12 protein-coding genes are annotated in these 13,615 nt (G+C 45.5%); 8 read left to right on the forward strand and 4 right to left on the reverse strand.

Annotated features, from left to right (window positions below):
• Positions 1-12 precede the first annotated feature (12 nt).
• The 7 genes from QT994_RS02980 (at position 13) to QT994_RS03010 (ending at position 6,100) form a co-directional block, all read left to right on the forward strand.
• Positions 13-654: a Uma2 family endonuclease gene (locus QT994_RS02980; RefSeq protein WP_333171672.1), complete on the forward strand. Its 642-nt coding sequence runs from the start codon at positions 13-15 to the stop codon at positions 652-654.
• A gap of 169 nt (positions 655-823) precedes the next feature.
• On the forward strand, positions 824-1,558 hold the full coding sequence (locus QT994_RS02985; protein WP_333044613.1) for a glutathione peroxidase: 735 nt from the start codon (positions 824-826) through the stop codon (positions 1,556-1,558).
• 200 nt (positions 1,559-1,758) lie between these two features.
• The gene (locus QT994_RS02990; RefSeq protein ID WP_333044614.1) at positions 1,759-2,730 is read left to right on the forward strand and encodes a sodium-dependent bicarbonate transport family permease; all 972 of its coding nucleotides are present in this window, start codon (positions 1,759-1,761) and stop codon (positions 2,728-2,730) included.
• Position 2,731: 1 nt separating this feature from the next.
• Positions 2,732-3,043, forward strand: coding sequence for a P-II family nitrogen regulator (locus QT994_RS02995; protein ID WP_242728729.1), 312 nt, complete (start codon positions 2,732-2,734; stop codon positions 3,041-3,043).
• A gap of 456 nt (positions 3,044-3,499) precedes the next feature.
• Positions 3,500-4,531: a type I glyceraldehyde-3-phosphate dehydrogenase gene (gene gap / locus QT994_RS03000; protein ID WP_333171930.1), complete on the forward strand. Its 1,032-nt coding sequence runs from the start codon at positions 3,500-3,502 to the stop codon at positions 4,529-4,531.
• A gap of 215 nt (positions 4,532-4,746) precedes the next feature.
• The gene (locus QT994_RS03005; protein ID WP_333171674.1) at positions 4,747-5,112 is read left to right on the forward strand and encodes a DUF1823 family protein; all 366 of its coding nucleotides are present in this window, start codon (positions 4,747-4,749) and stop codon (positions 5,110-5,112) included.
• 292 nt (positions 5,113-5,404) lie between these two features.
• Positions 5,405-6,100: a CsgG/HfaB family protein gene (locus tag QT994_RS03010; protein WP_333044618.1), complete on the forward strand. Its 696-nt coding sequence runs from the start codon at positions 5,405-5,407 to the stop codon at positions 6,098-6,100.
• A 182-nt stretch (positions 6,101-6,282) separates the two neighbouring features.
• Here QT994_RS03010 and QT994_RS03015 read toward each other — a convergent pair whose 3' ends face one another.
• Positions 6,283-8,598 (reverse strand): protein phosphatase 2C domain-containing protein, encoded by a 2,316-nt coding sequence (locus QT994_RS03015; RefSeq protein ID WP_333171676.1) that lies wholly within the window; start codon positions 8,596-8,598, stop codon positions 6,283-6,285.
• Positions 8,599-9,784: 1,186 nt separating this feature from the next.
• Between QT994_RS03015 and QT994_RS03020 the strand changes: the two genes are divergently transcribed.
• On the forward strand, positions 9,785-10,144 hold the full coding sequence (locus QT994_RS03020) for a hypothetical protein (RefSeq protein ID WP_333171678.1): 360 nt from the start codon (positions 9,785-9,787) through the stop codon (positions 10,142-10,144).
• A gap of 215 nt (positions 10,145-10,359) precedes the next feature.
• Here the strand turns inward: QT994_RS03020 and QT994_RS03025 are convergent, their stop codons facing one another.
• The 3 genes from QT994_RS03025 to QT994_RS03035 form a co-directional block, all read right to left on the reverse strand.
• Positions 10,360-10,704, reverse strand: a complete 345-nt coding sequence (locus QT994_RS03025; protein ID WP_333044622.1) for an NAD(P)H-quinone oxidoreductase subunit M — start codon at positions 10,702-10,704, stop codon at positions 10,360-10,362.
• 75 nt (positions 10,705-10,779) lie between these two features.
• Positions 10,780-11,301: a hypothetical protein gene (locus tag QT994_RS03030; protein ID WP_333171680.1), complete on the reverse strand. Its 522-nt coding sequence runs from the start codon at positions 11,299-11,301 to the stop codon at positions 10,780-10,782.
• Between the two features lie 271 nt (positions 11,302-11,572).
• The gene (locus tag QT994_RS03035) at positions 11,573-13,600 is read right to left on the reverse strand and encodes a pentapeptide repeat-containing protein (protein WP_333171682.1); all 2,028 of its coding nucleotides are present in this window, start codon (positions 13,598-13,600) and stop codon (positions 11,573-11,575) included.
• Between the last annotated feature and the right edge of the window lie 15 nt (positions 13,601-13,615).

Genomic DNA, 13,615 nt, shown 5'->3' on the forward strand with positions numbered 1-13,615 from the left:
GAGCTAATACCGATGCTGACGAGCGAGCTAGATACGCTACTTAAGGAACAAGCACTCCAACGCCAAGATCCTGAAGATCGCTACATTACCGATAGCGCCAACTGGGAACAATACGAGACACTGCTGAATCGGATTGGAGATACAGCGGGATATCGAGTTACTTATTTAGATGGAGTTTTGGAAATTATGTCGCCTTCTCGCCGCCATGAAAGTCGCAAAACTGGCATTGGAAATCTGCTAGAAATTTACTTTGTAGAAGCTGAAATCGAATATTTTCCTTTTGGGTCTACAACTCTGCGACAAGAGGAAAAAAGTGGCGGTACGGAACCAGATGAAGCTTACTGTATTGGCACAGATAAAGAATTTCCAGATTTGGTAATTGAAGTGATTGTTACCAGTGGCAGCATCAATAAACTAGAACTGTATAGAAGGTTGAATGTGCGAGAGGTTTGGTTTTGGCGAAATGACCGATTTTCTATCTACCATTTGCGAGAAGAAATTCCGGTTGAATTCGTGTCCAACTGCGGTTATGAATTAATCACACAAAGCGAATTGCTACCGGGCATTGATATCGATATGTTGACAGAATGTGTAAAAAATCCTCACCCGTTAGCAGCAGCAAAGGAATGGAGACAGAATTGCCGACCTACTTAAACAGCAAGTTTTAAATCTGCTAGCTGTCGCAAAGACAATGAACTGATCTCGCTCGCGCGCGCGCCCAAGTTCGAGAAAAAAACTCGCCTCCCCTTGACAACTCATACTCGTTATGAGTACGCTATAATAAGCAAAGGAATTGAACCCAAGTACCCAAAAATTTAAAATCATGCTGACGAACCAAGAAGGTCAAAGAGTACCCAAAGTCACCTTTCGCACTCGCAAAGACAACGAGTGGGTGGATGTCACCACCGATGATATATTTGCAGGTAAAACCGTAGTAGTCTTCTCGCTGCCGGGAGCTTTTACTCCCACTTGTTCGTCAACGCACCTCCCTGGTTACAATGAATTGGCCAAAGTTTTCAAAGAAAACGGCGTAGATGAAATCGTTTGCATTTCGGTCAATGACACCTTTGTGATGAACGAGTGGGCAAAAGACCAAGAATCAGACAATGTGACGTTAATTCCCGACGGTAACGGCGAATTTACTCAAGGCATGGGAATGCTGGTAGACAAAACAGATTTAGGCTTTGGCAAGCGGTCTTGGCGTTATTCGATGCTGGTAAAAGATGGCTTGGTTGAAAAAATGTTTATTGAGCCGGATGAACCCGGAGACCCTTTCAAAGTGTCCGATGCCGAGACGATGCTCAACTACATCAACTCCGCAGCAACCAAGCCGAAGTTAGTTTCGCTGTTTACAAAAATGGGCTGTCCCTTCTGCGCTAAGGCTAAGGGAATGCTGAGTCAAAAGGGCTTGGATTATGAAGAAATCGTCTTGGGCCGGGATATCACAACCCGATCGCTCCGGGCTATGACTGGGGCTACAACTGTGCCGCAAGTATTTATCGACGGCAAGTTGATCGGTGGTTCCGAAGCCCTAGAGTCTTATTTGGCAGTTGCTTAGTTAAACCAAAATACTTAGCCTGCAGGTGCCCTGTGCACACCTTCGTTGTAGGGTGCGTACTGTGCGCCTTTGCGGTATTTGGGGGTATTTAGCTCGATCGAGCTTCGGAGTCAAAAGTTCGATCGGTCTATTGATCCATTCTCGTGCAACAATTACTGGGGAAGTAATATTAAAAACGCAAGAAATGGGAGTGACCGATCGTGGATTTGAGTTTAGTATCGTCAAATATCTTAAATCCCCCAATATTAGCTTTTTTCATGGGAATGCTGGCAATTTTTCTCAAATCTGATTTAGAAATTCCAGCGCCCATCCCCAAACTGTTTTCGCTGTACCTGCTGTTTGCGATCGGATTTAAAGGGGGCGTGGAACTCTCCAGAAGCGGAATTGACCAGCAAGTCGCCCTGACAATTTTGGCAGCGATGCTGATGTCAATGCTAGTACCAATTTATACTTTTTTCATACTGAGAATCAAACTCGACTCCTACAATGCCGCCGCGATCGCAGCTACCTATGGTTCCATCAGCGCCGTCACATTTATCACCGCAACCTCCTTCCTCACAGCACAGGGGATCGACTTTGACGGTTACATGGTAGCCGCGCTAGCATTAATGGAATCGCCAGCAATTATAGTCGGTCTCATTCTAGTGAGTGTATTTGGCGGGGAAGAAGGAAAACGCGAAATAGTTTGGCCAGAAGTGCTACAAGAAGCATTCCTAAACAGTTCAGTTTTCCTGCTGATTGGCAGCCTAATTATGGGAATACTGACAGGAGAACATGGTTGGGAAGTTATGAGTCCGTTTACTCAAGACTTGTTTTACGGAGTTCTAACTTTTTTCTTGCTAGACATGGGGCTGGTTGCTGCTAGCAGAATTAAAGATTTGCAAGAAGCAGGAATTTTTCTGATAGGCTTTGCAATCCTAATTCCCATAGTCAACGCAGTAATTGCTTTGGTAATAGCCAAATTAATCGGAATGCCGGAGGGAGACACTTTGCTGTTTGCCGTCTTGTGCGCGAGTGCTTCTTATATAGCAGTACCAGCAGCCATGCGCCTAACTGTTCCCGAAGCGAATCCAAGTCTTTACATTTCAACTGCCTTAGCAGTGACATTTCCATTTAATATCATTGTAGGCATTCCCCTGTATCTATACGGAATAAATATGTTTTGGAGGTGAGATGATGGAGTCAGTCAAAAGAGTAGAAATCATAGCCCACTCAGTCGAACTCGGCAAGATTTTAGACGGTTTAGACAAAGCTGGCGTACCCGGTTATTCGGTGATTCGTGATGTCGCTGGAAAAAGCACCAGGGATCACGTTTCTCGTGGTTCATCAATGACGGCACTGGATAACATTTATGTGCTTGCTTTTTGTTCACCAGCTCAAGTTTCAGCAGTTGCAGAAAACATTAGACCAGTGCTAAATAAATTTGGTGGGTCGTGTTTTATTTCAGATGCCGTGGAATTGCTAATTACTAGGTGCGTCGGGTAGTCATTAGTCCTTAGTGATTGGTGATTATACCAATTCCAAAAAGTAGAGCTGCATATAGATTGTACGCCATGGGTGTAAGGACACGGCAATGCCGTGTCTTTGCGCGTATCTGCGACTTTAATCCTCGGCTTCGGGCCCGGACAGCCACTGGTGAGAATGCCACTCCGTTTTTGCTTTAGCCTAAGTTTTTTCTAATTACTTTAGCGTGATTTAAAAAAGGCGATTTTGAAAATAATTTCTGTCTATTATAGCACTTTTACCAGTTTATAATCATCAGGCATCAGCCATTAGCCAGCGGTCATTTCAGGATTAATTGCGCTTCCTCGCGGCAGAATTCAGAATTATTAAGAGATAGAAAAGAATCAGTTGCAAAAATCCGTTAGCGTGCTAAATTCTAAGCCACCACAGGCGATCATCGCCCGATCGACTAACGATATTTTCAATAGGAGTTTAAACATGGCTGCATTAAAAGTCGGCATCAACGGATTTGGTCGCATCGGACGGCTAGTCATGCGTGCCGGCATCAAAAACCCCAACATCGAATTTGTCGGCATTAACGACTTAGTTTCGCCAGACAACCTGGCTTATCTTTTCAAATACGACTCCACCCACGGCATTTACGACGGCGAAGTTGAAAGCAAACCAGACGGGATTGTCATTGATGGACATTTTATTCCCTGCACAGCGATTAGAAATCCGGCAGAATTGCCTTGGGGTAAATCCGGCGCAGATTATGTTGTAGAATCTACCGGATTGTTTACAGATTTTGAAGGCGCATCAAAACACTTGACGGCGGGAGCAAAACGAGTAATACTTTCAGCACCGACAAAAGATCCGGAAAAAGTACCAACCTATCTAGTAGGGGTCAACCACCACAAATTTGACCCGGCCACAGATACTGTTGTTTCTAATGCTAGCTGTACGACGAATTGTTTAGCACCAATTGCCAAAGTTATCAACGATAACTTCGGTTTGGAAGAAGGTTTAATGACGACAGTTCACGCAATGACAGCTACTCAACCAACTGTAGACGGCCCCAGCCAAAAAGATTGGCGGGGAGGACGCGGTGCGGCTCAAAATATTATTCCATCTTCCACCGGTGCAGCGAAAGCTGTTACTTTGGTGTTGCCGGAATTGAAAGGAAAATTGACTGGGATGGCTTTGCGCGTGCCAACTCCCGACGTGTCTGTAGTTGACCTTACTTTCAAAACGGCGAAGGAAACTAGCTATAAAGAAATTTGCGAGGCAATGAAAAAAGCCTCTGAGGGTGAACTCAAAGACATTCTTGGATATACTGAGGATGCGGTAGTTTCGACAGATTTTCAGGGCGACGCGCGATCGAGCATTTTCGATGCAGGTGCGGGAATTGAACTGAATTCTAAGTTTTTCAAAGTTGTTTCCTGGTACGACAACGAGTGGGGTTATTCTAGCCGCGTGATAGACTTAATGCTGTCGATGGCCGAGAAAGACGGAATTTTGAATAATTAATTTTTTTGGGGTGGCATTTGGGGCGGGCTCGCGTGTCCACCCCACAAACAAATTCCTATGATTTTTTGTGAAACGGGCATCTTGCCCGTTTCTGACCATGATATAGCAACCTTCTCGGTAGTTAAAGCATTTTTAATTGCTGAAACAATTGGTTTCCTATTCCTTCTTTCCCAATGCCCAACGCCCAATGCCCAACGCCCCCTCCGTTCCTTTATATGTCTGAATTACCACCGCTGAATAACGAAACTATTTGGGCTATCCTCAACGAAGAGATAGACGATGCTGCTGTCAACCGATTAGTTTGGCAGTATCTGGGCTACCGCTGGGATGCCGAGACTGGCAAGTGGAACAGTGCAGGTGTTGCACCCGAGTGGCGTCAAGATTACCCGGAACCGCCGGATTTTATCGATTCTAGGCCGGCGACGGTGAAATTGACTCGATCGACTCCTCCAGAAAATAAGCAATTGCTGAAGGAAAAATTGGGGTTTAAGGGCTATAAAATTGGGGAATTCGGGCCGAGACAGACTCGCAGGGCGACGATGGCTAATTGGTTGATGGGTTTTATCGAATCTGGGGCGTAAGAGGAATTTTGGATGGCTGTGCGGTTCTTGCCCACCTTAGAGTACAGAGATATTAGATTTTTTGGCAGGAAGACCCCTAAATCCCTATAAAGGATTGAAAGCTTGATTAGACTCTTCCTCTGTTTCTCTGAGTTTTCTGCGTCCTCTGCGGTTAATTAACAAAAATTAAGCCTGTTGAAAGTCAAAAAACACTAAAACCCGCCAATTCCAACTCCCTCGCCCCCAACCCTGACATCGGGCTGTTCCGTAAAGTATCCTAGAGTCGGCACAAAACAACTGTGAGGTAAGCTTTATGAAAACAACCACCCTATCTCGCTTAACCAGCATTTCCCTCGCTACCCTAATGCTAGCCGACGTTTCAGTAAATGCGATCGCCACACCAGCCACCACCGAACCCGCAACCCAACTCGCCCAAGCAACTGCCAAAAAGCGCCTCGTCGTCATGGACTTCGACTACGGCACCACCAACAGCTATTACACTTCCTACAGAGGAGTCGGCGCCGCCAAAGGCATCAGCGAACTGCTAATCAACGAACTCGTCAACAATGGCACTTATACAGTAGTCGATCGTAGCAAACTCGAACAAGTGCTCAAACAGCAAAATCGCAGCGGCGCGATGGATGCCGGCACAGCAGCCGAAATTGGCAAACAATTAGGAGTTGACGCCGTGCTCATCGGCACCATTACCAAGTTTAATATCGACAAACAATCCGGCGGCGGCAGTTTCATGGGAATCGGCGCAGGTTCGCAAAAAACCAAAGCTACCGTTCAAATAGACGTGCGGTTAATCGGTACAGCTTCAGGAGATATTCTTGCCACCGCCAAAGCAGTAGGAGAGGCAGATCAAAGCGATTCTAATATTTCTGTCAGAGGTATTGGCGGCAATTCCAGCAATAGCAATGAAGACTCACTTTTGAGCGCGGCCGTTGACAAAGCCGTATCCCAAATGGTGACTAAACTGGCAGAAGTATCTAACAAATTAGGTTAGAAATTTTAAAACAATTTTAGATTTTAGATTGGTAATTGTTAACTTCCTCATCTAAAATCTAAAAATTTTTCAGCTCCTTGACCTGCAATTGTACCCGTTAATATTAGTTTTGTTTAGGAATCTGCCTTTTCCTTTTTACTAAACTCTATAAATTTCGCTCAACATAATTAAGCATTAACAGTTTAATTAGCATTGGGATTTGAGTCAGCCTCAACGCATTTCCCCTTTTGAGTTTGGTTTAATGGTAGGTTAGAGACTACTTTAGAAACAGCAGCTTGTTCTTGAATCCATCCAATTTCCCCCGCTTGCAGCTTCTTGGTGCTTTCTACTTCAACTGTTGGCTTAAGTGCCGCCGGGGAAGGCGAGGGTGTTGCCACAGCGGGAGATGGATTGAGTGCAGGTTTTGAAACTGTAGAAAAATCTTTATTTGACTTGGGTTTGGGAGAGTTCGATCGCACTTTTTCAGGAATCGAACAAACTTTCAATTCCAGCCAATTGCCTTGAGGCGTAAGCTGTTTGTTTGTCACCTGCAAAACGCTGCCGGCGGGGACTGATCCTTTTACAGTCAACTCACCGATCGCGACTCGCAAATCCAAGCGATCGCCCTCTTTTCCCATTTCCCGAGCCGCAGAACTTTTAATCTCTATAAAGGAGCCTGTTTCTAAAGATTGAACCGGAGAAGCTACAGATTCAACAGTTTTCTCCGGCGTGCTTGCGGCTTTAATTAAACCGCGTTTCCCGAAAATCGACTCCCCGGCAGTATCGATCGCGCGACCCACCGGAGGGATGAAAAAATAAGCAAATACACCCCCCAACCCTAATAAAAATAAAATTTTCAGCAGCAGCGAAAATAGGCTTTTGCTTTTCTCCGGCTGTAACAACTGCGTTTTTCCTTCAGAATTCCCATCGCCAAGGCTTGTGGGCCCATTCAAATCCGTTGGCATATCCTCGCTGTCGGAAATTAGTTCGATCGGCGTATCTAGGGGTGCGACAGACAGTTCTGGATAAGTATTGCCGTCTTCTCTCAAATGTGCTTGACAGTGAATTAAAGCAACAGTGACGTTATCGTGACCGTTTCTAGTATTAGCAATCTCAATTAGTCGATCGCGCGCCTGACTCAAATTAATGCTACCGTCGAGAATTGGCAAAATCTCCGCTTCCCAACATTCCTCAACCCGGTCTTTATCACTCAAACCGTCGGAACACAGCAGTAAAACGCAGTCTTCATCCACCGGAAAACGCTGCACAGTCGGGTGGAGAGTGTTGGAGGACGTAATGCCCAAAGCTTGAATCAGAGCTCCCGCGGCCACTTGTTCCAAAGCATCCCGGTAGAGAGAGTAGCCCAAACGCACCTCACGGCAAGCCACATTATCATCGAGAGTAACTTGATAGCAGCCGGTGCGGGTAATCCAGTAAGCCCGACTGTCTCCGACGTGGGCGACATAGAGCTCGTGAATGTGGGCTAAAGCCATAACTAGCGTAGTTCCCATGCGCTGGCGGCCTTGGCGGTGTTCGCTGTCGTTGCGACTGGCTATCTTGTCGTTAGCAGCACAAGCCGCCCGTTCCAGCTTGGAAGTCAGGCTCAACGGGTCCCAATTAGCCTGATGCAGGGGCATTTGCTGCAACTTGTCGCGCAGCACACCAATCGCTTCTTCCGAAGCGACTTCGCCGCCGTCTTGTCCGCCGATACCGTCGCAGACGATCGCGCAAGCTTCCGATCCCGGGTTTCCTGCGAACACCGTACCGCTGGGCGGATAGCAAGCATCTTCGTTGTGAGCCCGGGATCTGCCTACATCCGTGCCCGTGGCAATTTCAACGTGACGATCGTAATATCGGCCGCACTTTGCCAAAGCTTTATCCAACTGGCCCATCAGTTGTTCGCCGTGGCGCACTTGACCGGCAACCATTTGCTGACAAAGTTGCCTCAAAAAATTAGCAATATTTGGGTGAGCATCTTCGAGCCACTGCTGCCACAATTTGCCCAACTGCGACAAATGAGGCGGTTTGCGATCGGGCTGCAATTCCAGAAACCGCACCAATTGCCCTTCCACACGTAGCAGTTCCGGAGTTAGCAGTGTGGAAGCCACGCCCTGAGCGATACACGGCTGCCACAACTGGGCAATTTGCCACAGCCAATTGAGCTGGCGCATCGCTGCGGCTCCTTTCCACGAATCCGCCAATTCCGGCATTAAAGATTCCGTCACCTTCAAAATAGGCCCGTTTTCCAGTAACCAGATATCTCCCGATAGCTTGCTCATCTTGGACGATACGAAGCCGTATACTTGAGGTACGTGCAACTGATAGGTAAACAGTCTCAGATAAGGAGTGACAACACTCGGAATCTCTTCGGGCAGTTCCGGCAAGTGTTCGGGTTGGGTATCGACAAGAAGTCGATCGCGCTTGACCAAGTAGCGACCAGCGATCAGATCGCCTGGCTTACACCCTTTGATCCCTTCACCTAAAGCCCATAAGTAGTGTTTTGCCACAGAGTTTTGCATAAGGGTTCCTGACGCCTTTGGGCAAGCGTGCTGATCTGAACTATTTTAGCGATTGAACCTCGACGGGTTGATACGTGGCGATTATTTGACACCCCCGCTTTCTCAACAGACGGGGATTCTTAAGACTTCGCAGCCCTAATATCCTGATTTTTCAGGTTCCCGGGATCACCACGTTTCCACTGTTGTGTGCGTAGTGATATCTGCTACACAAAACTTGGCTAAACTTATTTAAGTCTCACCATTCAATCGGGATTGCTCCTGAAGGGTCTGCTTCCTGCTTCACCCAAGGGAGTCGGCTCCTTCTTGTCCACAGGCGTTAATTCGGGTGTAGCCCACCCTAATCGAATTAATTTTAGTTGAAGATTTTAGCCATGAGTCATCCAATATTTTCAACCAATTTAACGAAACGCGGACTCCCGTTCGACCTTTTTACAGGCTGGTCAGTTTTGACTTGCACGCTCGGTTACTCTCCCAGATAATTAAGCCTTGGTTTTTGGCATCGCTCTAATTCTACCACCCACAAAGGTTAACCAGTCAAGTTAAGTATGACTAACTTTAGTAAACTTTTTGGCTATTTAGTCCAACTCCTGACAATATTTTAGGCGTGATTTTCCCCCAGTATAGGGGTAGGTTTTAACGCCTTGTACTGACACGAACAGTTTACCATTTTGTTGACGACCGGATGAATCTTGCTATGAGCTTTCAGGGTTAGACGATCGCGCGAGGTCCAATTGCTCGGCTTGAAAGCACGCTGTTTTCAGCATATTCCTGATAGTGGCAATTTCCGAAAAAATCGCGATCGTCAAGTGAATTGAGATTTTAGACTAACTATAATGGTAGGATGCTGGTACGTAGAAATCACCTGAGCCGATAGGTATAAATAAATATCAATTCTCGGTTTTCTCGCGAAGGGTCATCTGTACCTCGCGCCCTAGTTTCGCAAGAGAAGTTAAATTTAACCCTACCCAAAGACGGATACAAGCCTGCAGATTCATCTGTGGAGTCAATCTCAAATCTCAAATCTCAAATCTCAAATCGACTAACCGATGCCAGCCCCCGACGGAGTGGTGGAGAGCACAAAAAATTAGATATTAGTTCAAGCCCCCAGATTCATCTGTGGAATCAATCTCAAGTCTCAAATCTAAAATCGACTGACCGGCCTCTGCAAGCTGTTGAGTATTTAACCATGCCCTCACATGATCCCAGCGCCTTTTCCAAAAATTTGCCCGATCCGAAGCTACTGCCGGCAGTGGAAATAGACGAAATACTCACTAGCATTCAACATTCTCACAGTTTTTATTACAAAGTGATGAATCTTGAGGTTTGGGCGCTGGTGGAAACCTTGGATGGGATCTTTCCCGGCGCTTGGGGTCAGTTTATGACCAACCGCCAACGGGCAGTTAAACAGTTTTTGGAACGCGATCGCGTTCCAAATTCTCGGGTTGATGCTGGGGATGCGCGGGAAAAGTCCGAGGGCAGTCGGAAGAAGGAAGAAGCCAGGAGTCAGGAGTCAGAAAGAAGCAGGAAGAAGCAGGAAGAAGAATAAAAGCAGATTTTCCCAATTCTCCCTATCTCCACCTTTCGTCGGTATCCAAGTCTAAATCCCCTTCAATCCTCAAAGCGAGAGACGAAACAGAACCCTCTTTTCCCTCCGTACTCCCCTGATTAAGAGCAGTAGGAGGGACCCAAACTCAGCTACAAGCGACATTTATTATGGGTTTCAATCTTAAGTTGACATAAATGCCGATCGCCCGATCGCCCTTACAGGTTAATTTTGGCATCAACTTGAGGTAATCCCATGCTGTAGTTGACAGCGCGGCTGTTGAGATTGTAGCTGATTTGGCCTTTTTGTAAGAGCGATCGTACCAAGTGTTCCAACTCCGAACCGATACGGCGGAGGTTGTACTCGGTCAAATCTTCGCCCTCGTAAGCGTCTACGAGTTGGTCGAATTTGGCATATACCTGTTTGATGGACTCGTCATTCCAGTTAAGTTCGTTATCTGGGTCAATGTCGAGGGTCAAAAGGTCATTGCTGGGTACGAGTTCGTTATCTTCGAGGATGGCGGTGTATATGCGAATATGGCGGGTTGTTGACTTGAGCTGCATGAGTTCTTATGTGTAAAGATTTTTTGCTGAATTTATTGTAATGGCACAGAGATACGCGGGGAGGGCGGGCGATCGTCAATTTCTCGGAATCCCGAAATATTTTAGTTGTTCGGCCGTCCAATTTTTGTAATATTCAGTTTTCTCTAAAGCATCGGAAGCTGGCTTCAGCTTAGAATTTACTTGAACGGTGAAGCCCGGATACGGCATCCTCCTAGTATGAAGCCCGTCAATATTAAAATCTTCTTCGGGATGAGCGTGAAAAGCCAGCAAGCCCAACTCTGAAATCTGATTATTCAGTTTGTCTATCAATTCTTTAGTTTCTGGCGCAGTAATTGCTGTTTTTTGAGGATTAATTACTACCATTATTTCAAATTCCGAATTGTAAAATTCATAAATCGCTTTCATTATGGCAGAATCGCGATCGAACTCAGTCACCGCTGAAAACCGCTCGATTTTGAATAAAATTTGATTTGCCAAGCGTGCTTTTTTAGTGAAGGGACAAATCGGTAAATCGCTGAAAACTGGATGCGGTAACTCGACAAACTCGGTCATCCATCTGAGGGTAGATTCTATAATTTCCGTGTCAGATTCATTCATCGACAATCTATGTATTTGATCTTTAATACTAATCATAATCTATTTCTAGGGCGATGCACACCCACTATTGGTATCCATTTAAAACTGAAACCCATAATAAATGTCACTTCTATCAAAGTCTCGATCCCCCTAAATCCCCCTTAAGAAGGGGGATTTTGAGTGCTTCCGGTTCCCCCCTTTTTAAGGGGGGCTAGGGGGGATCTCCGGGTCAAGAAAACACGCCCTACTCCTTCCATTTCTAAGGACTCAATTCGTTACTACAAACATTAATTCATTCGTGAATTGTGCCATCTGGCATAATTGCGCCTGCAAGTTTTGCCGTTTCCAGATTTGCCACCCCACTTAAGTTAGCCCCCTTTAGGTTGGCTTTTTCTAAGTTTGTAAAATTCAAATTTGCCCCGCGCAAATCGGCTGAGCTAAGTGTTGCTCCATTCAAATTTGCGTACACTAAACTTGAGCCACAGAGATTAATCTCAGTCAAGTTTGCCCTACTCAAATCTACTGAGTCAAGCGCTACTCCCATCAGATTTACGCCAGTCAGATTAGCATCGCTGAAGTTGGCACGGGCTACTTTTGTATCTTTCAAATTAGCGTTGCTCAGGTCGGCCGCAACTAGGTTAGCGTACTCTAAATTTGCCTGTTTCAGGTTGGCTCCACTCAAGTTTGCCACAGCTAGTTTCGCCTCTCGAAGGTTTGCTTTACTCAAGTTAGCTTCACTTAGGTTTGCTGTAGTTAGGTCAGCACCATTCAGATTTGCTTCACTCAAATTTGCTGCACTCAGATTAGCCTGAAGCAGTTTTGCGACTTCCAACTTTGCTTTGGTTAAGTTTGCACCACTCAAATTAGCTTCACTCAGGTTGAAACCACTCAAGTCAACACCAGCTAGGTTTACGTTGGAAAGTGAAGCATCAGCAACAATTAAGTAAGCACCTGCTTTAACAGGGTCAAATCCTCTGGGGAAGATAGTCTGTGCGTTGCACAGCGCTTGTTCAAGTTTTGTTCCTTCAAGGTTTGCCCCTTCAAGGTTTGCCTCAAATAGATTAGTATTACTGAGGTTTGCATTACTCAAATCAGCATTCATCAATTGTGATTTTCTCAAATTCAACCCCGTTAAGTTTGCTTCTATGAGGTTAGCCCTGTTGAAGCTAATACCCAATAACAAACGAGCAATACTGAGATTTACCCCACTCAAATTAGCTTCACTTAGGTTTACAGAATGCAGAGTTACTTCACTTAAATTTGCATTGAGTAATTGTGCTTTTTCTAAGTTGGCTGAGCTAATTTTAGCTTTGTGAAAGTTGACATGACATAAATTTGCTTCACTCAAGTTAACGCCTGATAAGTTTGCTTCAGAGAGTTCTGCACCCCTGAAATTAGCACTATTCAAGTTAACCTCACTCAGGGATTGTCGGCTCAGATTTACTCCGGCTAGATTAACTCCCACAAAATCTCGTTCTCCCTGATTATACCGTTGTAAAAAATCCTCAGCACTAATAGCTGGTTCCAGATTTTCTAGTGCAGAATCATCTATTTTTTCCTCTTCATGAGATTGCACAGTATCCGCATTCACAGGAGTAGCAGCCCGCTGTTCTACCGCTTCTTTAGATACTGGAATCGGTGTCTCCTCGATCGCCTCTTCCCGCAATAGCTTGTCCACCCGATCGCTAAACCGCCTCACAACCTCAGCATCATCAAGCTTCTCACCAGCATTCGAGCTTTTCTCAACCGCATTCTCAACATAATACTTATCTACAAAACTTTGCAACCCAGCATTATATCCCTGTCCTACCGCCTGAAACCTCCATTCGCCATTCTTCTTATACAACCGTCCAAATTCTAAAGCCGTCTCTTGGTAAAATATCGGATTTAAATTGTACCGAACCAATTCGCTCAGAGTCTCTGAATTGTAAAGCCTGATAAAAGCATTTGTAACTTGACTAAAACTTTGATTCTTTTCCTGTCCCTCGTGAATAGTCACAACAAACACAATTTCCTGAATAGCAGAATTGATTTTACTCAAATCCACATAAACCGTCTCATCATCTCCGTCTATTTGCCCAGTCGCGCTGTCTCCTGAATGCCGCACGGCACCGTCTGGGGAGGTCAGATTGTTGTAAAATACAAAATACTTTTCATCAGGAATGCGACCGTCCGCCGCTAACATAAAAACAGATGCGTCAATGTCGCAGTTTTGTGCTGTTTGGCTGACTTGCCACCCCAGGGCGATCGCAATTTTACTGAAATGAGGAGTTTCTTTAGAAAGATTGAACCTTTCACCCTTAGTTAATTCGATACTCATATGCGATAATTCCCT

The sequence above is a fragment of the Microcoleus sp. S13_B4 genome (assembly GCF_036700885.1).
Classification (GTDB): Bacteria; Cyanobacteriota; Cyanobacteriia; order Cyanobacteriales; family Microcoleaceae; genus Microcoleus.

Excerpts from the sequence above, each read along its gene's own strand:
- QT994_RS03035 (WP_333171682.1), bottom strand. The coding sequence starts at position 13,600 with ATGAGTATCGAATTAACTAAGGGTGAAAGGTTCAATCTTTCTAAAGAA.
- QT994_RS02985 (WP_333044613.1), top strand. The coding sequence starts at position 824 with ATGCTGACGAACCAAGAAGGTCAAAGAGTACCCAAAGTCACCTTTCGC.
- gap (WP_333171930.1), top strand. The coding sequence starts at position 3,500 with ATGGCTGCATTAAAAGTCGGCATCAACGGATTTGGTCGCATCGGACGG.
- QT994_RS03015 (WP_333171676.1), bottom strand. The coding sequence starts at position 8,598 with ATGCAAAACTCTGTGGCAAAACACTACTTATGGGCTTTAGGTGAAGGG.
- QT994_RS03025 (WP_333044622.1), bottom strand. The coding sequence starts at position 10,704 with ATGCAGCTCAAGTCAACAACCCGCCATATTCGCATATACACCGCCATC.
- QT994_RS02995 (WP_242728729.1), top strand. The coding sequence starts at position 2,732 with ATGATGGAGTCAGTCAAAAGAGTAGAAATCATAGCCCACTCAGTCGAA.
- QT994_RS03020 (WP_333171678.1), top strand. The coding sequence starts at position 9,785 with ATGCCCTCACATGATCCCAGCGCCTTTTCCAAAAATTTGCCCGATCCG.
- QT994_RS03005 (WP_333171674.1), top strand. The coding sequence starts at position 4,747 with ATGTCTGAATTACCACCGCTGAATAACGAAACTATTTGGGCTATCCTC.
- QT994_RS02980 (WP_333171672.1), top strand. The coding sequence starts at position 13 with ATGCTGACGAGCGAGCTAGATACGCTACTTAAGGAACAAGCACTCCAA.
- QT994_RS03030 (WP_333171680.1), bottom strand. The coding sequence starts at position 11,301 with ATGAATGAATCTGACACGGAAATTATAGAATCTACCCTCAGATGGATG.
- QT994_RS03010 (WP_333044618.1), top strand. The coding sequence starts at position 5,405 with ATGAAAACAACCACCCTATCTCGCTTAACCAGCATTTCCCTCGCTACC.